This is a genomic window from Synechococcus sp. O70.1, from assembly GCF_047462215.1.
In the GTDB taxonomy this organism is placed as follows: domain Bacteria; phylum Cyanobacteriota; class Cyanobacteriia; order Thermostichales; family Thermostichaceae; genus Thermostichus.
Genome location: NZ_JANSIT010000005.1, coordinates 128,291 through 153,121 on the forward strand (window position 1 = coordinate 128,291; position 24,831 = coordinate 153,121).

At 57.4% G+C, this 24,831-nt stretch carries 25 protein-coding genes and 1 CRISPR repeat array; of the genes, 16 read left to right on the top strand and 9 right to left on the bottom strand.

Annotated elements, in window-relative coordinates:
* Positions 1-14: 14 nt before the first annotated feature.
* The 12 genes from cmr4 (at position 15) to NW833_RS04715 (ending at position 10,619) form a co-directional block, all read left to right on the top strand.
* Positions 15-785, top strand: a complete 771-nt coding sequence (cmr4, locus tag NW833_RS04660; RefSeq protein WP_414411710.1) for a type III-B CRISPR module RAMP protein Cmr4 — start codon at positions 15-17, stop codon at positions 783-785.
* Positions 786-798: 13 nt separating this feature from the next.
* Positions 799-1,191, top strand: a complete 393-nt coding sequence (locus tag NW833_RS04665) for a hypothetical protein (protein WP_099812778.1) — start codon at positions 799-801, stop codon at positions 1,189-1,191.
* Positions 1,191-1,832, top strand: a complete 642-nt coding sequence (locus NW833_RS04670) for a Uma2 family endonuclease (protein WP_099812779.1) — start codon at positions 1,191-1,193, stop codon at positions 1,830-1,832. Before NW833_RS04665 ends, NW833_RS04670 begins: the two co-directional genes overlap by 1 nt.
* Positions 1,833-1,861: 29 nt before the next feature.
* Positions 1,862-3,820, top strand: a complete 1,959-nt coding sequence (locus tag NW833_RS04675; protein WP_414411711.1) for an RAMP superfamily CRISPR-associated protein — start codon at positions 1,862-1,864, stop codon at positions 3,818-3,820.
* 32 nt (positions 3,821-3,852) lie between these two features.
* A complete protein-coding gene (csx18, locus tag NW833_RS04680) occupies positions 3,853-4,152 on the top strand; it encodes a CRISPR-associated protein Csx18 (RefSeq protein ID WP_414411712.1) in 300 nt (99 codons plus the stop codon).
* Positions 4,152-5,141 (top strand): CRISPR-associated endonuclease Cas1, encoded by a 990-nt coding sequence (cas1, locus tag NW833_RS04685; RefSeq protein ID WP_414411713.1) that lies wholly within the window; start codon positions 4,152-4,154, stop codon positions 5,139-5,141. The genes csx18 and cas1 overlap by 1 nt, the downstream gene beginning before the upstream one ends.
* Positions 5,141-5,419, top strand: a complete 279-nt coding sequence (gene cas2, locus NW833_RS04690) for a CRISPR-associated endonuclease Cas2 (protein ID WP_011431332.1) — start codon at positions 5,141-5,143, stop codon at positions 5,417-5,419. The genes cas1 and cas2 overlap by 1 nt, the downstream gene beginning before the upstream one ends.
* A gap of 251 nt (positions 5,420-5,670) precedes the next feature.
* Positions 5,671-6,129: direct repeats of the CRISPR family, unit length 36 nt; unit sequence GTTCCCCCTTCGGGGGGATCCCTAGAAATTGGAAAC.
* A gap of 73 nt (positions 6,130-6,202) precedes the next feature.
* Positions 6,203-7,342 carry a cyclopropane fatty acyl phospholipid synthase gene (gene cfa / locus NW833_RS04695; protein ID WP_414411714.1) on the top strand — a complete coding sequence of 380 codons (1,140 nt, stop codon included), beginning with the start codon at positions 6,203-6,205 and terminating at the stop codon, positions 7,340-7,342.
* 116 nt (positions 7,343-7,458) lie between these two features.
* Positions 7,459-7,902, top strand: coding sequence for a SufE family protein (locus tag NW833_RS04700; RefSeq protein ID WP_414395655.1), 444 nt, complete (start codon positions 7,459-7,461; stop codon positions 7,900-7,902).
* 12 nt (positions 7,903-7,914) lie between these two features.
* Positions 7,915-9,000 (top strand): metal ABC transporter solute-binding protein, Zn/Mn family, encoded by a 1,086-nt coding sequence (locus NW833_RS04705; RefSeq protein WP_414411715.1) that lies wholly within the window; start codon positions 7,915-7,917, stop codon positions 8,998-9,000.
* A complete protein-coding gene (locus NW833_RS04710; RefSeq protein ID WP_414395651.1) occupies positions 8,997-9,773 on the top strand; it encodes a metal ABC transporter ATP-binding protein in 777 nt (258 codons plus the stop codon). The genes NW833_RS04705 and NW833_RS04710 overlap by 4 nt, the downstream gene beginning before the upstream one ends.
* Before the next feature lie 9 nt (positions 9,774-9,782).
* Complete coding sequence (locus NW833_RS04715) at positions 9,783-10,619, top strand: metal ABC transporter permease (protein WP_414411716.1); 837 nt, start codon at positions 9,783-9,785, stop codon at positions 10,617-10,619.
* Here the strand turns inward: NW833_RS04715 and NW833_RS04720 are convergent.
* Positions 10,616-11,407, bottom strand: a complete 792-nt coding sequence (locus NW833_RS04720; RefSeq protein ID WP_414411717.1) for a hypothetical protein — start codon at positions 11,405-11,407, stop codon at positions 10,616-10,618. The genes NW833_RS04715 and NW833_RS04720 overlap by 4 nt on opposite strands.
* 126 nt (positions 11,408-11,533) lie before the next feature.
* On the opposite strand from NW833_RS04720, the gene NW833_RS04725 reads away from it, so the two are divergent.
* Positions 11,534-13,066 carry a leucyl aminopeptidase gene (locus tag NW833_RS04725; RefSeq protein WP_414411718.1) on the top strand — a complete coding sequence of 511 codons (1,533 nt, stop codon included), beginning with the start codon at positions 11,534-11,536 and terminating at the stop codon, positions 13,064-13,066.
* Positions 13,067-13,490: 424 nt separating this feature from the next.
* Here NW833_RS04725 and NW833_RS04730 read toward each other — a convergent pair whose 3' ends face one another.
* Both NW833_RS04730 and NW833_RS04735 read right to left on the bottom strand, forming a co-directional pair.
* A complete protein-coding gene (locus NW833_RS04730) occupies positions 13,491-14,861 on the bottom strand; it encodes a hypothetical protein (RefSeq protein ID WP_414411719.1) in 1,371 nt (456 codons plus the stop codon).
* A 60-nt stretch (positions 14,862-14,921) separates the two neighbouring features.
* On the bottom strand, positions 14,922-15,341 hold the full coding sequence (locus NW833_RS04735; RefSeq protein WP_414411720.1) for a hypothetical protein: 420 nt from the start codon (positions 15,339-15,341) through the stop codon (positions 14,922-14,924).
* A 1,136-nt stretch (positions 15,342-16,477) separates the two neighbouring features.
* Here NW833_RS04735 and NW833_RS04740 point away from each other — a divergent pair.
* Positions 16,478-17,947 carry a hypothetical protein gene (locus NW833_RS04740; protein ID WP_414411721.1) on the top strand — a complete coding sequence of 490 codons (1,470 nt, stop codon included), beginning with the start codon at positions 16,478-16,480 and terminating at the stop codon, positions 17,945-17,947.
* A 45-nt stretch (positions 17,948-17,992) separates the two neighbouring features.
* Here the strand turns inward: NW833_RS04740 and NW833_RS04745 are convergent, their stop codons facing one another.
* Positions 17,993-18,427 carry a PAM68 family protein gene (locus NW833_RS04745; protein ID WP_414411722.1) on the bottom strand — a complete coding sequence of 145 codons (435 nt, stop codon included), beginning with the start codon at positions 18,425-18,427 and terminating at the stop codon, positions 17,993-17,995.
* Positions 18,428-18,462: 35 nt separating this feature from the next.
* On the bottom strand, positions 18,463-18,738 hold the full coding sequence (gene rpsO, locus NW833_RS04750; protein WP_414395636.1) for a 30S ribosomal protein S15: 276 nt from the start codon (positions 18,736-18,738) through the stop codon (positions 18,463-18,465).
* 92 nt (positions 18,739-18,830) lie between these two features.
* Here rpsO and NW833_RS04755 point away from each other — a divergent pair, with 92 nt between their 5' ends.
* Complete coding sequence (locus tag NW833_RS04755; RefSeq protein ID WP_414411723.1) at positions 18,831-19,535, top strand: HEAT repeat domain-containing protein; 705 nt, start codon at positions 18,831-18,833, stop codon at positions 19,533-19,535.
* Here the strand turns inward: NW833_RS04755 and apcD are convergent.
* The 4 genes from apcD to NW833_RS04775 form a co-directional block, all read right to left on the bottom strand.
* A complete protein-coding gene (apcD, locus tag NW833_RS04760; protein WP_414395632.1) occupies positions 19,532-20,017 on the bottom strand; it encodes an allophycocyanin subunit alpha-B in 486 nt (161 codons plus the stop codon). The genes NW833_RS04755 and apcD overlap by 4 nt on opposite strands.
* A gap of 142 nt (positions 20,018-20,159) precedes the next feature.
* Complete coding sequence (locus tag NW833_RS04765; RefSeq protein ID WP_414411724.1) at positions 20,160-21,515, bottom strand: type IV pilus twitching motility protein PilT; 1,356 nt, start codon at positions 21,513-21,515, stop codon at positions 20,160-20,162.
* Positions 21,516-21,741: 226 nt separating this feature from the next.
* On the bottom strand, positions 21,742-22,425 hold the full coding sequence (gene folE / locus NW833_RS04770; RefSeq protein WP_414406054.1) for a GTP cyclohydrolase I FolE: 684 nt from the start codon (positions 22,423-22,425) through the stop codon (positions 21,742-21,744).
* A gap of 127 nt (positions 22,426-22,552) precedes the next feature.
* Positions 22,553-23,278: an SDR family oxidoreductase gene (locus NW833_RS04775; RefSeq protein ID WP_414411725.1), complete on the bottom strand. Its 726-nt coding sequence runs from the start codon at positions 23,276-23,278 to the stop codon at positions 22,553-22,555.
* A 195-nt stretch (positions 23,279-23,473) separates the two neighbouring features.
* Here NW833_RS04775 and NW833_RS04780 point away from each other — a divergent pair, with 195 nt between their 5' ends.
* Positions 23,474-24,646 carry an ABC transporter ATP-binding protein gene (locus tag NW833_RS04780; RefSeq protein ID WP_414411726.1) on the top strand — a complete coding sequence of 391 codons (1,173 nt, stop codon included), beginning with the start codon at positions 23,474-23,476 and terminating at the stop codon, positions 24,644-24,646.
* The last annotated feature ends 185 nt before the right edge of the window (positions 24,647-24,831 follow it).

The following is a 24,831-nucleotide window of genomic DNA, read 5'->3' on the forward strand; positions in this document are numbered from 1 at the left end:
AGGAGTGTTTTTCTATGGCCTTTCACCTGGTCTATCTCACCTTGCTGACTCCCCTGCACACCGGCGGCACCACCCAAGAAGGCAACCTCTTGGGCATTGCCCGCGAGGCCCACACCAACTTGCCCTACATCCCTTCCAGCACCATCCGCGGCAAATTGCGGGCCAGCGTGGCCGAGAAAGAGTTAAAGTTTGAGCTTTTTGGCAACGAAATTGGGGAGGGGGATCAGCTTACCCAAGGCTCCATTTGGATTGGAGATGGATCCCTCTTGTGGGTGCCGGTGGCTTCCCTCAGCCACGGCGTGATCTGGATAAGCTGCCCGCTCTTGCTCAAGCGCTGGCTGCGGCTAAGTGGCCAGAAGTTGCAGGTGCCGGAGCCCTATAGCACCAACTTGGAGGCAAACCGACCCATCTATCTCAAGGATGCCATCCTAAAGAACGGTCTAAAGAAGTGGGAAAACTGGCAAAACTTTGTCAAATCTTCCAGCATCACCCGCGTCATTGTCTTGCCGGATCAGCACTGTGCCACCCTTATTCAAATGAGCCTGTGGCGGCAGGTGAAAGTTAAGCTCAGCGAGCACAAAGTTGTAGAAGGCGGCTTTCGCTACGAAGAGGCCATCCCCCCCGATAGCTTGATGTACTTTACCTGGGGGGTAACAGCCCAGGCCAACGGCAATTCCCAAGAAGCAGTGGAGCAATTTCGGAAGCTCCTGCAGGGTAACCAGCTCCTGCAAATTGGCGGCCAGGAGAGCCTAGGCCGTGGCTTTGTCGAGTTGTCTTGGAACTAGTTGAGGAGGCTTTATGGAAACTTTTGATCCCCGCACGTTGGCCAAGCCCGTTTACGAATCCCTTCGCCAGTTAAGGGCTCAAACCAGAGACCAAGAAAAGCTTAAGGAGCAGAAAAACCAGGCTGTGGAGCTCTACACCTACCTTTCCACCTGGGGCCTGCTGCGCCTTAAGGCAGAAGAAGATGCCCTCAACCAGGAAGGGAAAAAACAAGTAGTCAAGGAGTTTTTTGATTGCCTAGAAGAGATCTCTGGCCAAAAGGGAATTGCTAACTCCAACGGCCTGGATCGTCTTATGCAATTGGGAGTTGAAGAGTATCTAGGTTTAACAGGGCTAGGTCTGGCTTTGGCTCAGGAATTCGGCTTTTGGGCTATGGCCATCTACCACGACATTAAAGGAGGAGAGTAATGGGCGTCGCGATCCCCCTGCAAGCGATTTCCCTGCAAGAAGGCAGCCGAGTGGTTATTCATTCTCTTACCTGGCAAGACTGCGAGAGCATTCTGGAGGAGCTGGGCGAAGATCGCCACACTCGCATTGCCTACTACGATGGCACTTTTGAGATCATGTCTCCTTTATCCAAACACGAGCGCCTTCATCGCATTGCCAGTGACATTGTAAAGGCTCTCTTAGATGCTCAGGGGAGAGATTGGGAAGACTTTGGCTCAACAACCCTCAAAAAGCCAGGCAGAGCTGGCGTGGAGCCCGACACCTGCTTCTATGTCAATCACCTGGAGTTGGTGCGAGGTTGCGAGGGCAGGATCGATGTCGATCAGTTGCCCCCACCTGATCTGGCCATCGAGTCCGACGTTACTTCCCGAACTTTTATCGAGGCCTATAGAGCCATCGGCGTGCCGGAAGTTTGGATCTTGGGTGAGCGAAGTTTGCGGATCTTTATTCTGCAGGGAGAAGACTACGTAGAATCAAGCTGCAGCTGGCTTTTTCCAGACTTCGACATCCCCAATCTTGTACCTCAACTCATTCGACGCGCCCTAGAAATTGGCACCAGCGCTATGTTGCGCAAATTTCGGCAAACCCTTGGCAATTCCTAACGCTGTTTCCCACTTTTGGAGAAGATCCCATGACTGGCAATCGCCCTACTCGTCCTGGCAACGCTCCTCAGCCGCTTCCTCGTCCCCCCAAGCCAGGGGATCCCAGCCGCCGGCCGCCTCAGGAAAATCGGGGCCCTAATTCTCCTAGAGGAGGCAATGGAGGGGGAAACCAGCCGCGCGGTGGAGGAGGCAACAATCCTCCGCCCTCGCCTTGGCTGGGTCACCCCTTGGATCCCACGCCCAGGCCGGATCCCACCGCTGGCTTTATTGAATATCTGCGCTGGATGCGAGCGCCGCTCGATGCTTTTAAAGACGGCACCAAGGCGGAGCTGGCGCACCAAGTGGAAACAACGATCAACCTTGGAGCCCGCCTGAAAGTTTTGAATGAGCGCACCCAACGCATTGCCAGCGACACCTTTCAGGTTACTTGTCCCTGGCGAATTCGAGTCGGTGGGGCCAAGGGTCCAGAGAGCATGCTGCTGCCCGCTTTTGATCACTTAGGGATCCCCTACATTCCCAGCTCCACCTTGCGAGGGGTAGCCCGCGCCCAGGCTATTCGAGAGTTGATGCAGAAGCACAACCTGTCTTGGAAAGAGGCGGATAAAGCAGTGGCACCCTGGCTTGGGCACCTGGAAGCTGAGGACAAAGATAGTGCTGGCAAGGTTATTTTTTTGGATGCCTACCCGGTACCCACTCGGCCCCAACGGCGAGAGGATCCCGATAATTCTAAAACGGGGGGTCTAGCTGTAGATATTGCCAATAGTATCTGGAAATGGAATGGAAAAAATCTTGACTACTCGCCTAACCCTAACTTGTTCTTTTCTCTCAAGCAAGCCACTTTTTTAATTGGCCTGCGCAAAGGCCCCGGCTGTACTGACCAGATATTGGCTCAAGTCAAGGAGTGGCTGATCCGGGGCCTAGAGCAAGGGGTGGGATCGCAGGTAAATACTGGCTATGGCCGGCTGATCCCCCTAGGAAAATCGCTGGACAAGATGCCAGGGGAATTCCTGCGGCTGCCCTTCGAGCTAGAAGGCCAACTCATTCACGGGCGTCAAGTAGCTAACTGGAATCCGGGTAGGAATCGCTATGATAATCGACCCATTGCCGAAGTCCGACCGGTAGCCTTTAAGAACATGCTGCGCTACTGGTTTCGAACCTTTGCCCTGGGTGTTTTGCCCGTGAAGCAGGTGCAGGAATGGGAGGGGCAACTTTTTGGGGCCATCACTCCCCAGCAAAAACACGGCTGGATCCATGTGGATTTGCTGAACGGCAAAGTCTCTCGGCCGGAGCCCAATCAGCGAGGAGAAGCCGCAGGCCAACAGGAAGGGATCCTTGTCTTGAGTTTTTCTAGCGAGTGCCAAAATTACGCTTCCCAAGCAGAGCAGGAGGCGGTGAAAAGGCTCTTTACTAACCTCACCTGGATGATGTTCCATCTGGGGGGTGTGGGCCAAGGTGCTAGAAGACCCTGCTACTCCCGCCAGGATCGCGACCGGCCTCCCTGGTGGCGCGGCTCTACCCTAATTCCCAAGTCAGAGAGTCCCTTCTGGGAGCTGCCAGGATCGGTGGTCGAGTTTCAGAAGCTTTTCCAAAAGCGACTGGGCAGCTTCTTTGAGGCTCTCAAGACTCTAACCCAGCAAGCCATTAACCCCAACAGCCCACAAAGTTTTGGCCGAGTTGACAGGGATAAATGGCCAGAAGCGGTAGATGCCAACTGCAAGATTGTAGTCTGCAGCGGCAGGAAAGATTTCCACAAGCCCTATGCCCTGGCAACTTTGCATCGCTTGGGTCGGCAGAGAGAAGGCCGGTACGACCGATGTTTGTGTGGGGGTGTACAGGGTGGTGCTGTGCCCTCTCCGGTTTGGATTGCCGATTTGGATGATTACCAAGTGGTTACTGTTTTTGGGGCAACGGTGGATCCTAGGAAAAGTTATCTTGAACAGCTCAGGAAAAATGCTGACGATTTTGGAATAATCTGGCCCTTGGGGTAGAGATCTTGGAGAATCTCTAGAGGAGGAATAAAATGTCTAAAAAGAGGATCAATGCCAAAGTTCTTAGAAACCTTGTTACAGCTGTGGTCAACGGCTCGATCACGCTGGCCATCCTGCTAATTGCCCCTTTGGGATTGGCAGCCGTGATTACCAACACTATTTTGGTTGCCATTGCCAGCTTCTTTTCTGGAAGCTTAACAGAGATGGTCATGGATCTTTTGTCAAGCCCTGAAATTGACGTGGAGGTTTTGCCAGAAGAGCGCCAATCCAAGACCAGCACTTCCATAGAGCCAAGGCGAGGCTCAGAGAGTCTGCGTCGAGATGATCAATAATGCGAACCTTGTATGTTTCCCAGCAAGGGTGCAGGCTAAGCCTCAGGCAAGAGTTTGTGCTGGTTCATTTGGGCGAGTCGCTCTTGCAAGAGATGCCTCTGCCCTTGCTGGAGCAAATTTTAATCTTTGGCCGCTCTCAGGTGACTACCGATGTTGTGAGGGAGTGCTTGAAGCGCAATATCCCCATTGCCTACCTCTCCCGGCTCGGCTATTGCTACGGTCGCCTCATTCCCATTGAAAGGGGCTACCGCCGCCTGGCCCATTGGCAACAGGCGCTCCCTGAAGAATGGCGATTGCAAACGGCAGCCCAGATGGTGCGAGCCAAGCTTCTCAATAGCCGAGTGCTGCTGATGAGGCAGCTCAGGCAGCGCCCCACTGAGACAGGGGATCTAACCCTGCGCAGCCTGGAACACTTGGCCGCTCAAGCTCTGCAGGCTACTTCGCTGGATCAATTGCGAGGCATTGAAGGGATCGGCGCAGCTTTGTATTTTCCCGAATTGGGCAATTGCTTACAACAAAAAGGATTTGTTTTGATCAAGCGCACCCGACAGCCGCCCACCAATCCAGTGAATGCCATGCTCAGCTTTGGCTACATGGTGCTCTGGAACCACCTATTAACCTTAATTGAGCTGCAAGATTTGGATCCCTATCAAGGTTGCCTACATGCCAGCAGCGAACGCCACGCTGCTTTGGTTTCCGATTTGCTGGAAGAGTTCCGAGCGCCTATTGTGGACTCACTGGTACTGTGGCTGGTCAACAGCGGTGTTATGGATATCCAAGAAGACTTCGAGTATCGAGATGGGGGCTGTTTTCTCAGCGATGCTGGCAGAAAGAAGTATCTCAAAGCTTTTCTCCAGAGAATGGAGGGATCCATCCAAACCCCCGATGGGGATCAACCCCGCTGGGATTTGCTGACGCAGCAGGTTAAGAAATTTAAGCATTCTGTCTATAATCCTCAAGACCTGTATCAGCCTTACCGGATTCGCTGATGTTTCTTTATGTCGTTACCTACGACACCCCTTGTGATAAGCGCCGCAAGAAAATTGCCGACCTGCTAGAAGGCTACGGCAAGCGCGTGCAATACAGCGTGTTCGAGTGTGTCCTCGACAAGGACAAGTTCGAGGAGCTCAAGCTACGGCTCCGGAAAAGGGTCAAGCCCGATGAGGACAGCGTCCGCTTCTATCCCCTCACCAGCCACGCCCTTGACCAAGTGGAAATCTGGGGTGGGCCCCCCTTAACTGCACCCCCCCACTCGATCGTTGTCTAGCTCAAGCAACTCTCCACCCACTTCAGTACTTGATGTTCTCAAAAGCACACAAAAACGGTATCAACGCTTTTGCGAGCGCCTCGCCAAAACCCGCAAAGGCCGATTCTTTCGTTGACCCGCTCGATGCCTTGCGCCACAAGGCTTTCAGGCCTCTCACCCCCCTCTCCCAAGCTCTTTTTTGCCCTCTTCGACCGACCCCCTCGCAAATGGGTCTTGCATTCCTTGCCCTGCTTGGGTTTAATAGGGGTAGAGTTCCCCCTTCGGGGGGATCCCTAGAAATTGGAAACAACTATGAATGGCTTCTCTCATGGCTAGTCTCCGTTTTCTCCGTGTTCCCCCTTCGGGGGGATCCCCAGAAATTGGAAACGCGGGTAACTTGGGTGCGTTCATGGTTTCCTCCTTTCTGTTCCCCCTTCGGGGGGATCCCTAGAAATTGGAAACTCGATTATGGGAGGAGGTCTAGTCTAGGTAGTCTTCTTCGTTCCCCCTTCGGGGGGATCCCTAGAAATTGGAAACTGTACCTAGCCTTTTCTTCGTTAGGCATATCTATATAGAACTTGTTCCCCCTTCGGGGGGATCCCTAGAAATTGGAAACCTCCTAGCTTGGTAGTGCCAGGGTTCTTTGCCCTCCACGCGGTACACAGTCATAGGCCCCCCTTGCTTCCGCTTCTCTTGTTCCCCCTTCGGGGGGATCCCTAGAAATTGGAAACAACTTGTTGGATCCCTTGCCACCTTGGGGTGTATTTGTTGAGTCAGTTTCCCTGCAGTGAGGGATCCGTAGGGATGGGGAAAGGACTCAACAGCTTGCACCGGCTGGCGCGTCAGTATGCGCTTCGAGTTCTGGATGCTGCCGGTATAACCCTCAATGGCTCACAGCCCTGGGATATTCAAGTTCACGACGAGCGGCTCTACCTGCGCTGCCTGCTCTATGGATCCCTGGGCTTTGGCGAGGCCTACATGGAGGGCTGGTGGGATTGCGAGGCCATTGATGAGTTAGTTTGTCGTCTCCTGACGGCCCAGGTGCCGCAGCGGGTGGGTTGGCTAATTCAGCCTCTAGTGGCTTTGGACAGTTACTTTGTCAACCGCCAGCGGGGCAAGGGGGCATTCGTGGTTGGCCAGCGCCACTACGACCTCGGCAACGACCTCTACGAGGCCATGCTGGATCGCCGCCTGATCTATAGCTGTGCCTACTGGGATGGGGGGGCGCAGACCCTGGACGAGGCCCAGGAAGCCAAGCTGGATCTCATTGCCCGCAAGCTGGATCTGCAGCCCGGCATGCGCGTGCTCGACATTGGCTGCGGTTGGGGCGGCACGGCTCAGTACCTGGCCGAACGCTACGGGGTGCAGGTTGTGGGGATTACTGTTTCCAAAGAGCAAGCCAAACTGGCCAGCGAACGCTGCCGCGGCCTGCCGGTCGAGATTCGGTTAGAAGACTATCGCCAGACCCAGGGAAAGTTTGATCGCATCCTTTCTGTCGGCATGTTTGAACATGTTGGCTACCGAAACTACCGAACGTTTATGCAGGTAGCCCGCCGCTTGTTGAACGACAATGGCTTGTTTCTTCTGCACACCATCGGCAGCAACGTGGCCTACCAGGGGCGGGATCCCTGGATTGAGCGCTACATTTTTCCCAACTCGATGCTGCCCTCGCCTCGTCAAATAACCGCGGCCTTCGAGGGCCTGTTCGTGTTGGAAGACTGGCACAACTTTGGCATCAACTACGTGGCCACCCTAAAAGCTTGGCACGCCAATTTTGAGCGGGCATGGCCCCAACTGGCTAGGCGCTACGACGAGCGCTTCCGCCGCATGTGGCGGCTTTACCTGCTAATGAGCGCTGGCAGCTTCAAGGCCCGGGCCAGCCAGCTCTGGCAACTGGTCCTCTCCCCAAGGGGAGTAAAAGGCGGCTATCGCTCGGTGCGGTAGCAAGATCTAGGCTACCCGCCAACGCTGACTGGCCTAGGCTGCCCCTCACAGCGTCGGCAGGCGCTGAGGCGGCGTGCTACGATTTTGATTATCATTCTCATTCAGCCAGTGGGTTGATGCCCGAAGCTCTGCGGCAGATTGTGGGCCGCTTTCAAAAGGCCAAAACCCCTCGTCAGAAGTACGAGTTGCTCTTGGCCTATGCCAAGCGCCTGCCCCCTTTCCCCGAGTCGCAGCGGACGGAGGAGAATCTGGTGCGGGGTTGCGCCTCGCGGGTGTGGCTGGCCACCGAATTGAGGGACGGCAAGGTCTACATCCAGGGAGATGCCGATGCCCAGTTGGTCAAGGGCTTGGTGGCCATTTTGGTGGAGGGGCTAAGTGGCCTAGCGCCGGAGGAAATCTTGGGGGTTTCCCTGAATTTCGTGCGGGAGATGGGTCTTAACTTCAGCCTTAGCCCTTCCCGCAGCAACGGCCTGGTGAGCATGTTTGCCCTGCTCCAGCAGCGGGCCTTGGCTTTCCAGCAGTTAGGCGCTTCCGACACTGCCGCTTCTGTTGTCTCGTGAGTGGGAGGGCGCATGACCAAGAGGATTACCTCTCCGCGTTTGGCTCAACCTGTGCGGTCGCTGGTCTTGCTGGTGGCCGCTCTCTCAGTCGGGATCCTGGGTTGCTCGCAGACACGCCGGCAAGAGCCCCAGGCCCAGCAGGGATCCGACCCCCCGAAGGTGGTGACCACCATCCTGCCGGTAACGCAATTTACCCGCGCCGTGGCGGGGGATCGGGCGGAGGTGAGGCCTCTCATCCCTCCCCAGATGGGGACCCACAGCTTTCAGGCTCGGCCCGAAGACGCGCGTCTGCTAGCCCAGGCAGATGTGCTGGTGATCAATGGGTTGGGAATGGAGACCTTTTTGGAGGGATTGCTCGCCAACGCTGGAAACCCCAAGCTGCGCCTTATTGACAGCAGCCAAGGGATCCCGACTCTGCAGACGGAGGAGCCAAAGCATGGGCATTCCCACGGCCACAGCCATGGACACTCCCACAGTCACCCTCATGAGCACAGCCACGGCGAGTTAAACCCCCACATCTGGCTGGATCCGCGGCGGGCCATCCGGCAGGTGGAAAACATCCGCGACGGCCTCATGGCTGCGGATCCCGAGGGGGCAGAGATTTACCGCACCAACGCGGCTGCCTTTATCGAGAAGCTCAAGGCTTTGGACGAGGAAATTGAGCGGCGCCTAGCCCCCTTTGCAGGGAAAAAGTTTGTGGTCTTCCACAACTTTGCCCCCTACTTTGCCGAGCGTTACAACCTCAAGGCCGAGTTCTTGGTGGAGATCCCTGAAGCCAATCCCTCTCCGGAAGATGTGCGGCGGGTCATGGAGACGGTACGGCAGTCGGGCTTAAAGACCATCCTGGTGGAGCCCCAAGTGGGCAAAGACAACCCCTTTGAGGTCTTAGCCCGAGACCTGGGGGTACAGGTCCGCGTTTTCGATCCCATCGAAACGGCTGGCCCAGAGGGTCTGGAGCCGGAGTACTACCTAACCGTCATGCGGCAAAACGTGGAGAACCTGGTCTCCGCCTTTGAGAAGGAAAAGGCCTGGGTTCCCCTGCAGTTGCCCGTGGTGGGCCAAGCTGCCCTCGAACACCTGCTGGCGAGGGGGCGATGACCTCCCACTTGGGCGAAGTTGTCCTTTGGGTGGAGGGGCTGACGGTCTATCGGGGATCCCAGTTGGCCGTGCAGAATGTGTCGTTTGCGCTGGAGGCGGGATCCCATACTGCCATTGTCGGCCCCAATGGTGCCGGCAAGAGCACGTTGGTGCAGGCCATCCTGGGCATCCTGCCGCGGCAGTGTGGCTCGATTGGCATTCTGGGAGAGCCGCTGCGCCTGTCGGGGTACTTGCCCCAGAAAGTGCGGCAGCAGATTGCCTACGTGCCCCAGCGGTTGCAGTTCAACCCCGCCATTCCCCTGACCGTGGCCGAGTTTGTTGCCCTGGGCTGGGGATCCCTTGGACCCCGCTGGCCCTGGCAGCAGCAAGCTGCTCGGCAGGAAGCCGTCCAGAAAGCCCTGCAACGGGCCGAGGCTCTACACCTGGCCTCTAAACTCCTGGGTCAACTCAGCGGCGGCGAGCTGAAGCGGGTGCTGTTGGCCTATTGCCTAGTCTGGCCGCGGCGGCTGCTGGTGCTGGACGAGGCCCCCGCCGGCTTGGATAGCCCCAGCGAAGGGGAGTTCTATCGGATGTTGGAAGAGCTGCGCCGATCCCTGGGCTGGACCATCCTACAAGTCTCCCACGACCTGGAAATGGTGTCCCGCCATTGCGACCGCGTGTTATGTCTCAATCGCTCCCTGATCTGCCAGGGATCCCCCGAGGTGGCCTTGGCCCCAGAGATGCTGAGCTGCGTCTACGGCCCCGAGTTTGCCCGCTACATCCACCATCACTAAGGAGGGGAAATGCCGGAGACCTGGGCGCGGGTGGTGGAATTGCTGCAGTTGCCCTTCATGCAGCGGGCTCTTCTGGGCGGGATCCTCACAGGGGTGACGGGGGGACTGCTGGGCAGTTTTGTCATCTTTCGGCAGTTGGCGTTTTTTAGCGATGCCCTAGGGCATTCGGCGCTCTTGGGTATTGTCGTGGGAGTAGCCCTGGGGCTGAATCCTACGGCGGTGCTGATGGGGTTTGGGGTGGTGTTTGCCCTGGGCGTGACCTTTATCCTGGAACGCACCCAGCTTTCGCCGGATACGGTGCTGAACATCATCTACTCTTCCTCCCTGGCCCTAGCCATCCTCGGCTTGAGCTTGATCCCTGGCTACCGCGGCAACCTCAACCAACTGCTCTTCGGGGATATCTTGGGCATCGGCCTGCCAGCTTTGGGGATGAGCGGCCTGCTCCTGTTGCTGGCCCTGGGGTACATCGGCCTGACCTTGCCTGCCCAGATGCTGCTTACCCTGGACGAGTCGCTGGCGCGGGCGCGAGGGGTGGAAGTGGGCTGGCAGCGGCTAGCCTTTGTGGTGCTGCTGGCTTTGGTGGTGGCGCTGTCGATCCGCTCGGTGGGGGTGCTGTTGGTAAGCGCCTTTGTGGTCATCCCCGCTTCGACGGCGCGGCTTTTGGGATCCAGCTTTACAACCTATGTGCTGCTGGCCATGGCCTTGGGAGGCTTGAGCGCCGTGCTGGGGATCCTCCTTTCGGCAGCCTTTAATCTGCCCTCCGGACCCAGCATTGTTGCCACCCAGTTGCTCTTTTTTCTCCTAGCAATGGTACTAAAGGGGGTATGGCAACTCCTACGCCTCTAGCTGCCGGCAACCCCAAAAGCCCTCTGAAACGGCCTTTCCCCCCAGACCTGGCCAAAGAGGCGGCGGTAGCTTTCCGGGAAGACCTGGCCCATGAGGGTAGGCTGCTCGTAAACCCGCTTCAGGGTGTTGAGATCCCGTTTGGTGATGGTGGGCACCCGCAGCAGGCGGCGATTGCCAGTGGCCTTGGCGTGGTGGCCGCCGTACATCAGATCCCGCGGGTTGGGACTATGGCCCCACAGCCCTAGCCCATGGCCAATCTCGTGCCGAGCCACTGCCGTAACTTCTGCCAGCCCCTGGCCTTCGACGATAACAATGCGCACCCGCTGCTGCAGCGAACCATCGGCGGCGAAGAAAAACTCTGGGCGGGCTGCCCCCGCTATTCCCTCGCCAATGGGAGGAACGCGGTAGATGCTCATCCCGTAGAAGGCCTCCTCTTCTTTGGCTACCACCTTGAGCGGGATATAGGCCGACCACTCCTTCACCGCCTGCTCCACAAAGGCTTTCCACTGGGGGTGATCCCCCTGGATGTAGACGGGGATGGGGTAGAAGGCCCACTGGGCATAAGCTCCGCCTGGCAGCAGCGGCTCGATCTCTTCGAAGTAGTCTCCCGCCGACTTGTCGTAGGCGTAGCGGGCTAGGCCTGGGGGCAGCTTGAGGCGAACCGGCTGCGGCAGCTCTTCCAGGGGTCTCTGCGCCTGAGCCAGGGATCCCACTCCGCCTACCGCCAGGGCAAGGAGCATTGCGCAGGCAATAACCCCAAGCTGAAGGATGGAACGCCGCCAGACCATACCCCTTGGGTCTCTCCCTTTCTGATTAAAGGCTATTGACTGGAAAGGCCCATATCCCCTGGCCCAGAAGTGGCAGAATTGGCTACACTGAGAGTCTGCTGTCCCTAGCTTGGCCAAAGGTTTCCCATGCAGCTTCGTCTTGGCGAGCCACCTCTAACGCAGGCCGAATGTGCCCTGGTCTACTGCTTTGCCCCCAGCGGCGAAAACGCCACCTTCCCGCTGCCTGCTGAGATCGCTTCCCTGGACGAGAAGGTATGGTCGGGGCTGGTGGCGGAAGCGGTTCAAGAACAGAAGTTTCAGGGCAAGCCCAACAGCAGCCTCGCCCTGCGCCTGCCAGGGCCTATCCGCAAGCTGGTGCTGGTGGGGCTGGGGGATCCCGCAGCGCTGACTTTGGAAGGACTGCGACGGGCTACTGCCAACGGCCTGCGCCAGGCCCACAGCCTTAAAGCCAAGCAGGTAGTGCTGTCTTTGCCGGAAACTGGGCTGGATCAGGGGCGAGCAGTGCAGGCGGTGGCCGAAGCCAGCCTCCTGGTGGCCCACCAGGATAACCGCTTCAAATCTCCCCCCAAGCCCGACGAAGAGCGCGGCTTTGCCGTTGAAGAAGTCACGCTCTTGGTGCCAGGACTGGCCCAGGCCCGCCAAGACTGTGAGAACGCCCTTCAGCGGGCCACCGAGATGGCTGCCGGGACGATCCTGGCCCGCGAACTGGTGGCTGCTCCCGCCAACGTCATCACGCCTCCTGCCCTGGCTGACACTGCCCGGCAACTGGCCCAAGACTACGGCCTAGAGGTGGAGATCCTGGGGCGGGAAGAGTGCAAAGCCCTAGGCATGGGGGCTTTCCTGGGCGTGGCCCAAGCCTCGGATCTGCCGCCTCAGTTTATCCACCTCACCTACAAGCCCAAGGAAGGGGAGCCTGTTGCCAAGTTGGCCTTGGTGGGCAAGGGCCTCACCTTCGACTCCGGCGGCCTCAACATCAAAACCGACTCCCGCAGCATTGCCATGATGAAAACCGACATGGGCGGGGCGGCAGCCGTCTTGGGAGCGGCCCGTGCGCTAGCTGCCCTCAAGCCGCGGGTAGAGGTGCATTTTATCGTGGCCGCCACGGAAAACATGATTAGCGGTCGGGCCCTGCACCCGGGAGACATCCTCACCGCTTCCAACGGCAAGACCATCGAAGTCAACAACACCGATGCCGAGGGCCGTCTTACCCTGGCCGATGCCCTAGTGTTTGCCGAAAAGCTGGGGGTGGACGCCATTGTTGACCTAGCGACCTTGACCGGCGCCTGCGTCATTGCCCTAGGAGAAGAGATTGCTGGCCTCTTCACCCCCGACGAGAAGCTGGCCCAGGAGCTGCAGCAGGCGGCCAACCTCTCGGGCGAAAAGATCTGGCGCTTACCCCTGGAAGAGAGCTATTTCGAGGGCCTCAGCTCCACCGTAGCCGACATGAAAAACACTGGCCCCCGCTCTGGCGGCTCCATCACTGCCGCCCTCTTCCTTAAGCAGTTTGTGGAGAAAACCCCCTGGGCCCACTTAGACATAGCTGGTCCCGTCTGGGCCGAAAAAGACTCGGGCTACACCAACAAAGGCGCCACTGGCTACGGCGTGCGCACCCTCGTGGAATGGGTCTTGGCACGGGAGATGGCAGCCGCCTCCTCCTAGCATGGTTCACCACTCCCGAAGCTCTGCCTGTTGCGTAGGCGGGTCTTGAACGATCCCCAAAGTAAGGCTTTGTCTCTCCAGAAAAGGAGGGCTCTGCTGGAGGGCTTGCAGGGTCACCAGCCGCGGACTTTCTTCCTCTTGAGGTAAGGCGCTGCTATGCTAGGTCCGCTGCAAGAGAGGCTGCTACAGACCTGCCCTCCGACGATTGATGGAGTGGGAGCCAACCCAGAAAGTTGGCTCTGCAAAGGAACTGACACGATATGTGCTACTCGACTTTGACCGCTGCAAACTTCTGAGCTGCAATTGGGGGAGTCGAAGAGTTAGTAACCGTTACCAGTGCAGCAAAAGAAAAGCCGATTGGGTGTAGCTCAACAGTCTCACCCAAGATGGTCTTGGACATTCATATAAGCCAGGCATGTATCGTCTACTTAACTGTAATGTTCACACGTGCCTGCGCCGAGATAGGAGGACTAGAAGAGTCCGTAACAGTCACCAATGTCAAGAGAGTAGAGCCAATGGGGGCTGGACACTGCACCCTGATTGCCCCCGTTAGCCTGTCAAACGAAAAGCCAGCTGGCGGTGGAGGTTCAGGCTCTGCCTTGAAAGTTAGGGGTCTAAGGACTCTACCTTGGATGGTAATTTTTGGATTTACGATGACTAGCTTACCAGGGTTGTTGGTGCAATCTACTGAATCCTCATATTCAAGCTGGATAGAACCTACAGCTGATTTCACAGGAATCACAAAGTTAATATCACTGGTCAGGAAGTTGCTGGCAGTAGTTAAGGATGGGTTAAGCTTAATAGTGATGGAGCCAGTGAATACCCCGTCCGTTAGTCGAATAACTCCGAATTCTTGAGGCCCTTTGCTACCTTCCTTAAAGAGGAGAGTAGAGGTCGAAACAGTGAACGGAGCGCCCGCCCCAAAGGGGTTAGGAGTTCCGCTGACATCCAAAACAACCTGCCCACCAATCGGAGGGGCTGCGAGTTCGACCCTGACAACCTTGGTAGCCCCAACTATGTCATTATCGAGAAACTCTATCGTCGAAGGGGTAACCGTAATGGTAGGCGGCGCTTTCTGCAATACCTTAACCGGCACAAGAACATTCACACTGCCCACCGGGTAATTGACAGCTGTTGTGGTAGGGTCGCGGGTAACTATTATGGTGGCATTGCCTTCCTGAGTGGCCGGGATCAAACGGGTTAATGTAACTGTGGGCTTATCCTCGGATCCCGGTGGAATGACAACAGTTACGAAAGAGGCAGCTGTTGTAGAAACACCCACCACCTGTGGGTTATTGCTTTCCACTTTCAACACCAAACTGCCGTTGGCCGGAGGAGCAGAAGGCGTAAGCGTGAGAGTTTCTATGGAGCCAACAGTTGTCCCTGAGTCAAACGTAACTTTTTCTGGCGTGACGCTGACTGTTTCAACAGGGAACGGAGGGGGGGGAGGAGGAGGGAAAGGAGTAAAAGGAACAGGGATCTCCGCCTTAATGGTGGGAACAGGAGCAGGAGAGGGAATCGGAGGAATGGTTGGGGCTGGGAGAGGAGGTTGGATAGCAATGGTAGGAGTTGGTAAAGGGATCCCTGGGGCTATAGGAGGTAAACCCACCTCAGTGCCTCCGGTAGGTACGCTGGGCGTTTGCGGCGGAATGATCGGCCCAGGAACAAAGCTAGTGGCGCTTTTGTCGTTGGATTGCTGACAGCCGATCAGGCTTGCCGTAGTGAAGAAAACAGCCCCCGCGCTGCCTAAAGCCCGCAACCAACTTCTTTCAGTCTTGAACTTTTGCACCTTCATTTCCTGCCACCTTCGCTTACAAAACGGAAGTCCTCTCCAAAGCCGCATCACCATTGGCTGCTAGTTAGCTACTAGAGTGATGGGAGGAGCTGCACTGGGTAGAGTCTGATTGTTCGACACAAATAGCAGCGGCAATGTGTAGATCCCAGGAGCCGTTGCTTGAATGGAGACGTTCACCTCGCAAGTAGCACCTGCTGCCAGAACTCCGCCCGAAAGGTTGATGATCCTTGTTCCCGGTATTGCGCCCAAAGTGCCCCCGCAGGTATTTGGATTGGCAATGCCGGCAGGTGTGGGAGGATTGGCCACGACCAGCCCCTCTGGCAAGACTGCCTGGAAGCTGAGACCACTCAAGGGAATAGCGCCAGCCACTCGGTTATCGACTACAAAGGTGAGGGTAACAGGTGTATTGACCGGCGCTGGATTGGGCCGTAGGAAGCGAGCAAACAGGGGCGAGGGTCCCACAGGAACCGGCGTTGGCACAGGAGTGGGGCCTGAGGTAGGCGTAGGTACAGGCGGCAGAGGAGTAGGAGTTGGAGTGGGAGTTGGCTGAGGAAGGTTGCCACAGGGTGGAATTGCAGAGCCGCGAACCTCGCTTCGAGTTTCCCCTGGATTGAAAATTGAGTCATCAACCCGCAAAACTTGTCCAAAAGCATCTCTAATAGTTAGGACAAAAACAATGTCATCTCCTGTCAGTATTTCTCGGTTCTCGATCCTCCTAATTCCCTTTGAAAAAATCCTCAAGTCATCAAAAAACCTAGGATCCGTTGGAAACGTGTAGCTAAAGTTGAAGCCGTTAGCGTCGGCAAATGTGTTGCCTCTCCCAACTAGCAAGTTTCTGAACTGACTTATGGCCTCAGGCCGGATCACGCCAGTAACATCTGTTCCACAAGTGATGTTCAGAACCTGGATGTCTACGCTTGCTATCCCTCCTCGAACAATTAGGTTGGTTAAATCCACCCTGTAAGAGAGCGATGCAAACGGCTGGTCGACGTTGAAGCCGCCCCCTGGCCCAAATTGAGGCGGATCCGGAAGGTCGGGTTGAACCGGCGGCGGGGTGATGGGGGCAAAGTCCGGCCCGGGGCGGAAGGTGATGGGCGTGAGGTTGGGCGCAATCGTGGGGGCCACAGCCACGGGAGGAGGCGTGGATCCATCGGCAGTCAAGAGGGGCGGCAGCCCGCTGGTAGTCTCGCTGCTGCAACCAGTGGTCAGGGCCAGCGAAGCCCAAGTCACCAGAAGGGAAAGGCCACCACGGCCAAGGGCTGAACCAGAACCTCGTTTCATCGGGGAAGTCTCCACTCACTCACACCACAGCAAGTTCTTCCAACTGCGTCCAGCCGAGATCCACTGAATCTGCCCATGTGCATTGGCAAGATTACGTGGAGATCCCGTTTCAAGGGGGAATGTCTGCCGTTAGTTCTACTGCATCTCAGAGCGTTGTCAAGCCAGCGGCAAAGCAAATCCAGGAAATTTTCCTGGAAATGGCCCATCCCCTAGATATGGGGTATCATAGCCTCGAGCAGGGGCAACCAGCCTACCTGTAGCGTTGGGGGTTGGGTGCTTTCCCCTCCATTTTGTGTGTGAATTTCCCCAGATTAGGGTGTGTGAGGCAGTGCCGTATGAACTTCAAAGGTCGATCATTGGCAGTGTTGTGTGGGGTTTTGCTCTTAGGGGGCTGCGGCGAGGTTAATGAGGCGCCAACCCTACCTGGGCCTGTCCAGGTGGATCCCACAGCGTTTGTCTCGGCCCAGGAGTATCGCTTTACCCCCGGCTCGGTGCTGGAGACCACCAACTTACGGCTAGACTACATCAATCCGAGATTCGACAACGGGATTCCTGTCCGTACCAACCCCCTCCAAGGCAGCGGTGAAGCTCGCATCGCCAATGTTGAAGCCCGCATCTTGCCTGTGAACGAGATCCCAGCCAATGAACTGACAATCGACTCCACCCTTCGCTCCAGCACGCTGGCCATCCAAATTGCCCGAACCGCGCCGCTGGTGAACCTCATTGCCTTTGGCCCCAACGACGGCAGGCTATCTACGCAATTTAATATCGCCGGGCTGGTTGCAATTTCGACAAACCCCAACGACCAGCGCATTCGGGTGAATACCACCTTCAGGGCTATCCGAGATGACCGCACTGTTTTAACGCTCACCGTGCGCCGCATTTTGGTGAACAGGAATGGCAATCAGGTCGTTCTCGAGGGAGATTCTTCTCTCATCGTCCCTACCACAGGGGTACTCTATGAAGATCCTGGCCCCAACGGCAACCCACCAGCAGGAAGCTTTGTCAACCCTCCTCCACCTCAAGGTCCTGTAGTCGCTATTCTCCAAACGGGCAATTTCTCCGCGAGCTTTGTGGTGCGGCAGCGAGGTGTTGCGGGCGATGGCACTCCTGAGGATGCCTTGGCCCTGTTTGCACGCCTGAACTTCCGTCCCAACCAGGCGGAGATTGTCTATCGTCCTGCCCAGGTGGGTACGCAGTCGGTGTTATTTGCCCCGGATCCGACTCGGCCCAACATCTTGCCCAACCAGTTAGTGCGCATCCGGCGCCTGTTGAATGGCCGCGTTCAAGCAGAGTTTGATCCGGCCAACGTCAGCACAGTCCTCAACTTTGTCCAGGTCAGCCCGCCGCCACGACCTTTCCCCACACCGATTTCCCAGTTACCTGTCCCTGGGCGTCCAGATGCTCCTACAGCCTTTGATTACTTTTTCTCATTGCGCACGGAGCGCTCTACCGGTACCTTACCTGGCTCACCTGTGGAAGGAACCAATCCTGACCCTGTTATCCTTCAGGGCATTGTGCCCGCCACAGGCGATTTCGTCTTCCGCACCCTGGCTGGAGCACAATTAGCGGGGCCGTTTAACCGGCGTGACATAGGTGGTGGTGTTCAAAGGGGAAACCTGAACCTTATCTTTGACTCAACCACTTCTGCAGATCGAATTTCTGGCCAATGGTTTCTAGAACAAGAGTTCCCCACCGGCAACGTTGAAGGCGGTACGGCGGATGAACCAGGGACTCCTGCTAGCCAACAAGGGGCCATTTTGATCATCCGTGGGTTCTTTGAGGGAACTGAGGTGCGGCTATAGCCCCAACAGCTTGTTTTGAACCCCTCCAGCCAGAGCACAAAGCAGCTAGGTCTCGTCGGCTTTCGAAGAGGCAGAGCCGCTTGCTGCTTCGCGCCATTGCTGGAGGAAAATGCCTAGGTTGCGGCGGAACTCACTAACCCCCAGCAGGGATCCGGGCTCTGGATCCCAAGAGGCCGAGAAGACACCGTAGCTGATGCCCAAAAAGCCAAGGCCAAAAAAGGCCAGCGACTCCACCAAAGTAAAGTAGGGGGGCAGGGCTATCACATGGTTGGTTAAAAGATAGTAGTTGACAACAAAGCTACTTAGGCCAAGCGTAGAAGGGATCCCAGAAAAAATGAGGATCCGCCGCACCATGCGCCGGCTTACCTCAGGAGGAATGACAGCAACCCGCTCTCCTTTGGCTGGCTTTTTCTCCCCCTGCCCAGCAGGCTGACTGGGGCGGCCTTGAGAAGCTTTGGAATGGCGGCTAGATTTGCCCACGAAGGTAGCTCCTCGGCTGTGCCTTGACGGGCTAGCTACTTCTTCACCCGAATGTTTAGCCGTTCGACCAACTCCCGGAAGCGCTCGGGATGATGCTTAGCGATGTAGTTGAGCAGTCGCTTGCGGCGACCAATCATCATCAGCAAGCCGCGGCGGGAGTTGAAGTCCTTAGGGTTTCTCTGAAGGTGCTGCGAGAGTTGGTTGATGCGGCTGGTTAGCAAGGCAACTTGCACATCGGCAGAGCCAGTATCAGTGTCATGCAGTCGATATCTCTCGATAATCTCCTGCTTTTCTTTCTGCAATAAGGCCATAGGACCGAAAGACGGCACACACTGCTTCAGAATGATAACACTGAGTTTTCCTTCTTTGCTACAGCTAGAGAAGGCTACGGAGGGAAAGAACTATGACAACAACTGCTGGGGATCCGCCTTCACTGACAGCCTTGCTGCAGCTGTTGAACTCTCAGGATTTGGGAGAGCGGCTGCGCGCTATTAACAAGGCCAGAGAACTCTCCCCGCCGGAAAGCTTGACGCTGTTGCAGCAGGCAATAGCCGACGAAAATGCCCGCGTCCGCTACGCTGCCATCAGCCAACTGGGCACCCTGGCCGCAAAAGGGATCGATCCAGCCATCCTTTTGCCAATTCTGCAGCGGTCTTTGCGGGAGGATCCCGAGTTCGACGTGCGAGCTGCCGCTGCTGCTGCTCTGGGGGATCTCAAGCAGCCGCAGGCCCTGGCCGATCTCCTAGAGGCCTATCAGCGGGAGACGGAGTGGCTGGTGCGCTTTAGCATCGTTGCTGCCCTCGGCGAGCTAGGCAACCCCGCCGCCTTCGACACGCTGGTGCAGGCTCTCCAGGAAGGAAATGAACTGCTAATCACCGCCGCTGCTGCAGCTTTAGGGGATCTGGGGGATCCGCGGGCCATCCCCTACCTGGAGCCCCTCATCGCTTCTGAGGATTGGCAACTGCGCTACCGCGTCTGCATTGCCCTAAGTAAGTTAGGGACGGAAGCTGCCCAAGCTGGTCTTGCCCGGCTTGCCCAGGATCCCCAGGAACAGGTAGCCGCCTGCGCCCGTGCGGCCCTAGCCTCCCTTTCCTCCAAGGGCAGCTAGCTCAGGGCATTGATGATGTAGTCAAAGTAGGGAGCGGCCTCGGCAGCCGAATCGGGATCCAACAAGCTGAGGGCTGCTTCCTTCAAAAAGACCATCGCATCGATCATGCCGGCAATGGGTACGTTGAGGCTGTTGTACATTTCCCGCACCCCTATCAGGCCAATGGACTCGATTGGCTCCTTGCTGCCAGCGACGATGCCGTAGGTTACCAAACGCAAGTACCAGTCGTAGTCCCGCAGGCACTGGTTGTAGCGCTTCTCCCCGTAGGCGTTGCCACCAGGTTGTCGGTATTCAGGTCGCTTGGCAAATAGCTGTTTCTGGGCCTGATCGATAATCCGCTTTCTATTCTCAGTTAACACCTGAGCAATCTGCAGCCGTCTTTCCCCGCTGCTCATGTAGTCTTTGATAGCTTGCAGCTCGCCAACTGAGAGATAGCGCAGCTGGTTATCTGCAGTTTCGATGAGCTGGTTGATCACGCTCACGGTAGAGATTCTCCTGTTTTCTAACTTGCTTTTACCACCAACCTATCCCCCTAGCCAAAGCTTGGCTGAGGAGATAAGCATGCCCGTTGCTCTCAGTCTAGGATAAGGCAAGCCTTCCCTCAAGCACCTGCACCTGTCCTGCCTATATCCGGCCCCGCAGCCACTGGGCCATCTCGTTGCGCCGCGGAGCTGCCTCCAGGCACACCTCCGCCGTAATCCGCCCCTCCTGATAGAGCCGAAACAGCGACTGGTTCATGGTACACATGCCCTCGTAGGAGCCGTTGGCAATGAGCTCCTCGATCTCGTCCACCGCTCCCCGCTTGATGTAGTCGCGAATGGCATCGGTGTTGCGCATGATCTCGTGGGCTGCCGTGCGCTTGCCGTCGGTGGTGCGCACCAGCGTCTGAGCAATGATGGCCACCAGGGTTTCCGCCAGTTGCAGGCGCATCGGCTCCTGCTCTTCCGGCTTGTAGATCCCTAGCAGACGCTCGATGGTGCGGACAGCGCTGTTGGTGTGCAGGGTTCCAAACACGAGGTGGCCTGTCTGGCCGGCCTTGAGGGCGATATCTACGGTTTCCCGATCCCGCATCTCCCCAATGAGGATGATGTCCGGATCTTCCCGCAGGGAGGCTTTCAGAGCGTTAGCAAACTCCAGGGTGTGGATCCCAACCTCCCGCTGCCGAATCAGGGATTTCTTGCTCTGGTGAACAAACTCGATGGGATCCTCAATGGAAATAATGTGCTTGGCAAAGTTGGAGTTGATATAGTCCACCATTGCCGCCAGCGTCGTGGACTTACCGGAGCCAGTTGGGCCAGTCACCAGCACGAGGCCCTTGGGCTCCTCGGCAATGCGCTTGAGCACTTCCGGCGCCCGCAACTGCTCCAGCGTCAAAATCTTGAGCGGGATGAGGCGCATTACCATCGCGGGGCCAAGGAGGGAAACGAAGCAGTTAATCCGGCAGCGCACCAAGCCCTCGTACTGGATGGCGGTATCCAGCTCTAAGCACTCTTCAAACTGGCGGATTTGGTTTTCCGGCAGGCTTTCCCGCAGCCAGCTGTAGAACATCTCAGTGGTGGTAACGGGGTGGTTGCTGATCACAATTTCCCCCCGATCCCGAAAGCGGGGTACTTCTCCCACCCCCAGGTGAATGTCCGAGTAGCCTTTTTCGTAGGCTTCCTGCACCAGTTGGCGCAGCGTCGGGCCAGAGGGGGCAGACTTAGGAGCAGCAGCCAGCGGGACCTGACCAACAGCCGTCGGACGAGCCGGCGGGACAAAAGGCGGAGCCGCTGGCCTGGGAGGGGAGGCTTGAGGCCGAGCTGCCGCAGCAGCAGTGGGCAGAGATCCCTGCGGAGGAGCCACAGAGCCCGGCATGGGCACTGGCGTCTGGGGAGGGGCGACAGCCACCTCTGGCAGGACGGGCCGGCCTAGAATGGGCTTAGGAGCGCTCACAGAAGGACGCGAGCCGATCCCTGGCGCGAGAGGGGTAGTCCTGTTCACCAACGGATCCAGCTGAGTTGGGGGTTCCGCTGATGGTGTTTGGGCAGCCGCCCGTGGGGAGCGTTGGACACCAGGCGGGGTTGGCGGCTTCCAACCAGCGTCTTTTTCGGGGCTGACCTCGCTCATGACAGGCCTCGCTGCTGGCAGAGTTTGCATCAATTTTAGGCTAGTCTTCCCCACTTAAGTAGGGGATTAATCTCCTTGCCGGCAAAACTCTGCGGGAGCCTTAAAGGTTGGACGGGTGGCGAATAAGGCTCAAGAACTCCTCGCGCGTGCGGGGATCCTCCCGGAACACCCCCACCATCGAGCTGGTAACCGTCCAGGAGCCTGGCTTTTGAACCCCGCGCATCACCATGCACATGTGGGTAGCCTCGATAACCACCCCAACCCCATAAGGATCCAACACCTCCATCAAGGCTTCCGCAATTTGCCGGGTCAGGCGCTCCTGAACCTGCAGGCGGCGGGAGTACATCTCCACAATGCGGGCAATTTTGCTCAAGCCCACTACCCTTTGCTTAGGAATGTAGGCCACATGGGCCTTGCCGATGAAGGGCAAGAGGTGGTGCTCGCAGAGGCTAAACACAGTGATGTCCCGCAGCAGCACCATCTCATCGTGGCCTTCGTCGAAGATGGCCCCATTGATGAGCTCTTCCAAAGACTGTCGATAGCCGCTGGTCAAAAACTTCAGCGCCGCCACCACTCGCTCCGGGGTTTTCTTGAGGCCCTCCCGCTCGGGATCCTCGCCAATTCCCCGTAGCAACGTCTCCACTGCCGCCACCATTGCCGGATCTAGGCTTTCTGAAGTCTCTGGCTCTGTCGAAGGGGACAGATCGCGGAGAACCCGAGACTTGAGGTTGGCTTTGTCGCTTAGGCAAAACTCGGCACTCAATCCAGGCTTGGCAAGAGTCATAGCAAGATATCCCTTGAGTTGAACGAGGAGTTGAAGAAATTTGTCAGGAGAGACGCTGCCGCGAGATGGTTGGCTCAAAAGCCGGGCTGACAAGCGCTGCTTTCGGAAGGGTCAGAGCTGGCCCCACCTACAAGGCCCCGGCTGCTGGCATGAGGGTTAGGTCCTCCACTACAGCACCCCTGGGCAGGCGGACGAGATAGGCCACCACATCCGCTACCCACTCCGGCGAGAGCATCTGGGAGCGGTCAAAATCAACCTCCACCCTATCCCAGAGGGGCGTGTTCACCGCTCCAGGGCAGAGGCTGGTTACCCGGATACCGTGCTGCCGTTCTTCCTCAGCCAAGGCTTGGGAAAAGCCGAGTAGGCCGAACTTGCTGGCACAGTAGGCCCCCCAATTGGGAAAAGCTCGCTTGCCCGCAATCGAGACCACGTTGACAATCACGCCAAAGCCCTGCTGGCGCATTCCCGGAAGGACGGCTTGGGCACAGAGGAAGGCTGCTGTTAAGTTTAAGTCGATCACCCGCTGCCACGCCGATAACGAGAGAGTGGCCAAAGGCCCAACGTGGGCTACGCCGGCATTGTTCACCAAAACATCACAACCGCCAAATCGATCCAGAAGAGCTTGCAGCCGCTGCGGTAGAGCGGTCAAATCGGCCAGGTCGATGGGAAAAACCTCTGCCTTTCCCCCTTTTGCCTGGATCTCCGCCTGCACTGCCAGCAAATCAGGTTGAGAACGAGCCACTAGCGCAACGGTCAGCCCCTGCTGGGCTAGGGCCAGGGCCACAGCTTTGCCGATCCCTCGACTGGCCCCTGTAACCAGAGCACGTTCCGGCAACTTTGTCTCAAAACTCATCCACAAGAAAACCTGGCGCGCGCCGTCGGGAACAAGCGCCGCCAGAGCCTGAGAAACTTCGTTAACTCAGTGTAACACGAGTTCCTGCTTGTCCCTTCTGTTCCCGCTGCCCCTTATCTAACCGGCAGCAGGCCGGGGAGGGCCGGAGGTGTGGTAGCGTGGTAAAGATAGTGAAAATCTCTTGCAACAATTGTCATGGCTGAGTTCTTGGCTTTCTCGATGTCCAACGCTGGCCAGGCGGACTCTTCCTACATTCTTGAGGTTGAGGGCCTCAGCAAGGGTTTTCCTGGTCAGCGGCAATTGGTTTTGCAGGAAGTGGCGTTTCGCCTGCCCCAAGGGGATATCCTGGGGATCGTCGGTCCGTCGGGCTGTGGGAAAACCACCTTATTGCGCATCATTGCCGGCTTTGAGCAGCCGGACAGCGGCCGGCTCCGAATAGGGGGTCAGGTGGTGGCGGGGGAGGGGCAGTGGGTTCCGCCAGAGCGGCGGGGAGTGGGGCTGGTGTTTCAGGACTTTGCCCTGTTTCCCCACCTGAACGTGTTGGCAAATGTCATGTTCGGCCTTCAATCCCCTGCGGTGGCCAGCAAGAGGCAAGCTTACCACCAACAGGCACGAGAACGCGCCTACGAGGTGTTGCGGCTAGTGGGCCTAGAAGACTATGTCCACCGCTATCCCCATGAACTTTCGGGTGGACAACAACAGCGGGTGGCGCTGGCCCGAGCCTTGGCCCCCAAGCCCAGCCTAATCCTGTTGGATGAGCCGCTGAGTAACTTGGATGTGCAGACGCGCTGCTACCTACGGGAGGAAATTCGCAAGATCCTCAAGCAAACTCGGACTTCGGCCATTTTCGTTACCCACGACCAAGAAGAGGCTCTCTCTCTTTCCGACTGGGTGGCGGTGATGCGGGGAGGCCGTATTGAGCAATGGGGATCGCCAGAGGAGGTCTACCGGGAGCCGGCTACTCGCTTTGTGGCCGAGTTTATTACCCAGGCCAACTTTCTCCGCTGTGAGCGGCGCGAGGGGGGTTGGAAAGTTGAGGAGCTGCTGCACCTTCCCTTCCGTGCGGTCGGGGATCAGCCCGACTCCCATCTGCAGTGGGCAGAGTTGATGGTTCTGCAGGAGGAGCTCCGCCTGCATCCCGATCCCCAAGGAAAGGCAATCATTCGGGATCGCCAGTTTTTGGGGCGGGAGTATCGCTATTGCCTAGCCACGGAGACGGGCAAGGAGTTGCATGCCCTAGCGCGGGAGGCATTGCCAGTGGGCACGCGAGTTCGAGTTACCGTCGAGCAATGCCGCCTGTTTTGTCCTGGGGAATCCCTGGCACCTGATCTCAAGCAAAACCACTCCAAAAGCAAAGGCTTTGCCTGAAGTTGGGATGAGGATTCACGGTTTGCCCTGAGATCTGCATCTAGGGTGGTTCGATTTCCTTCGACCCCGTATATAGTAGGGGGTATGCGGGATCCCCACCCAAAGCAGGAGCCTTACCCCTCGACAGGGCTTAACAAATGCTTTAACTTGACCTCTAGGGTGGCCTAGGAGCTCTTGCCAGGAGG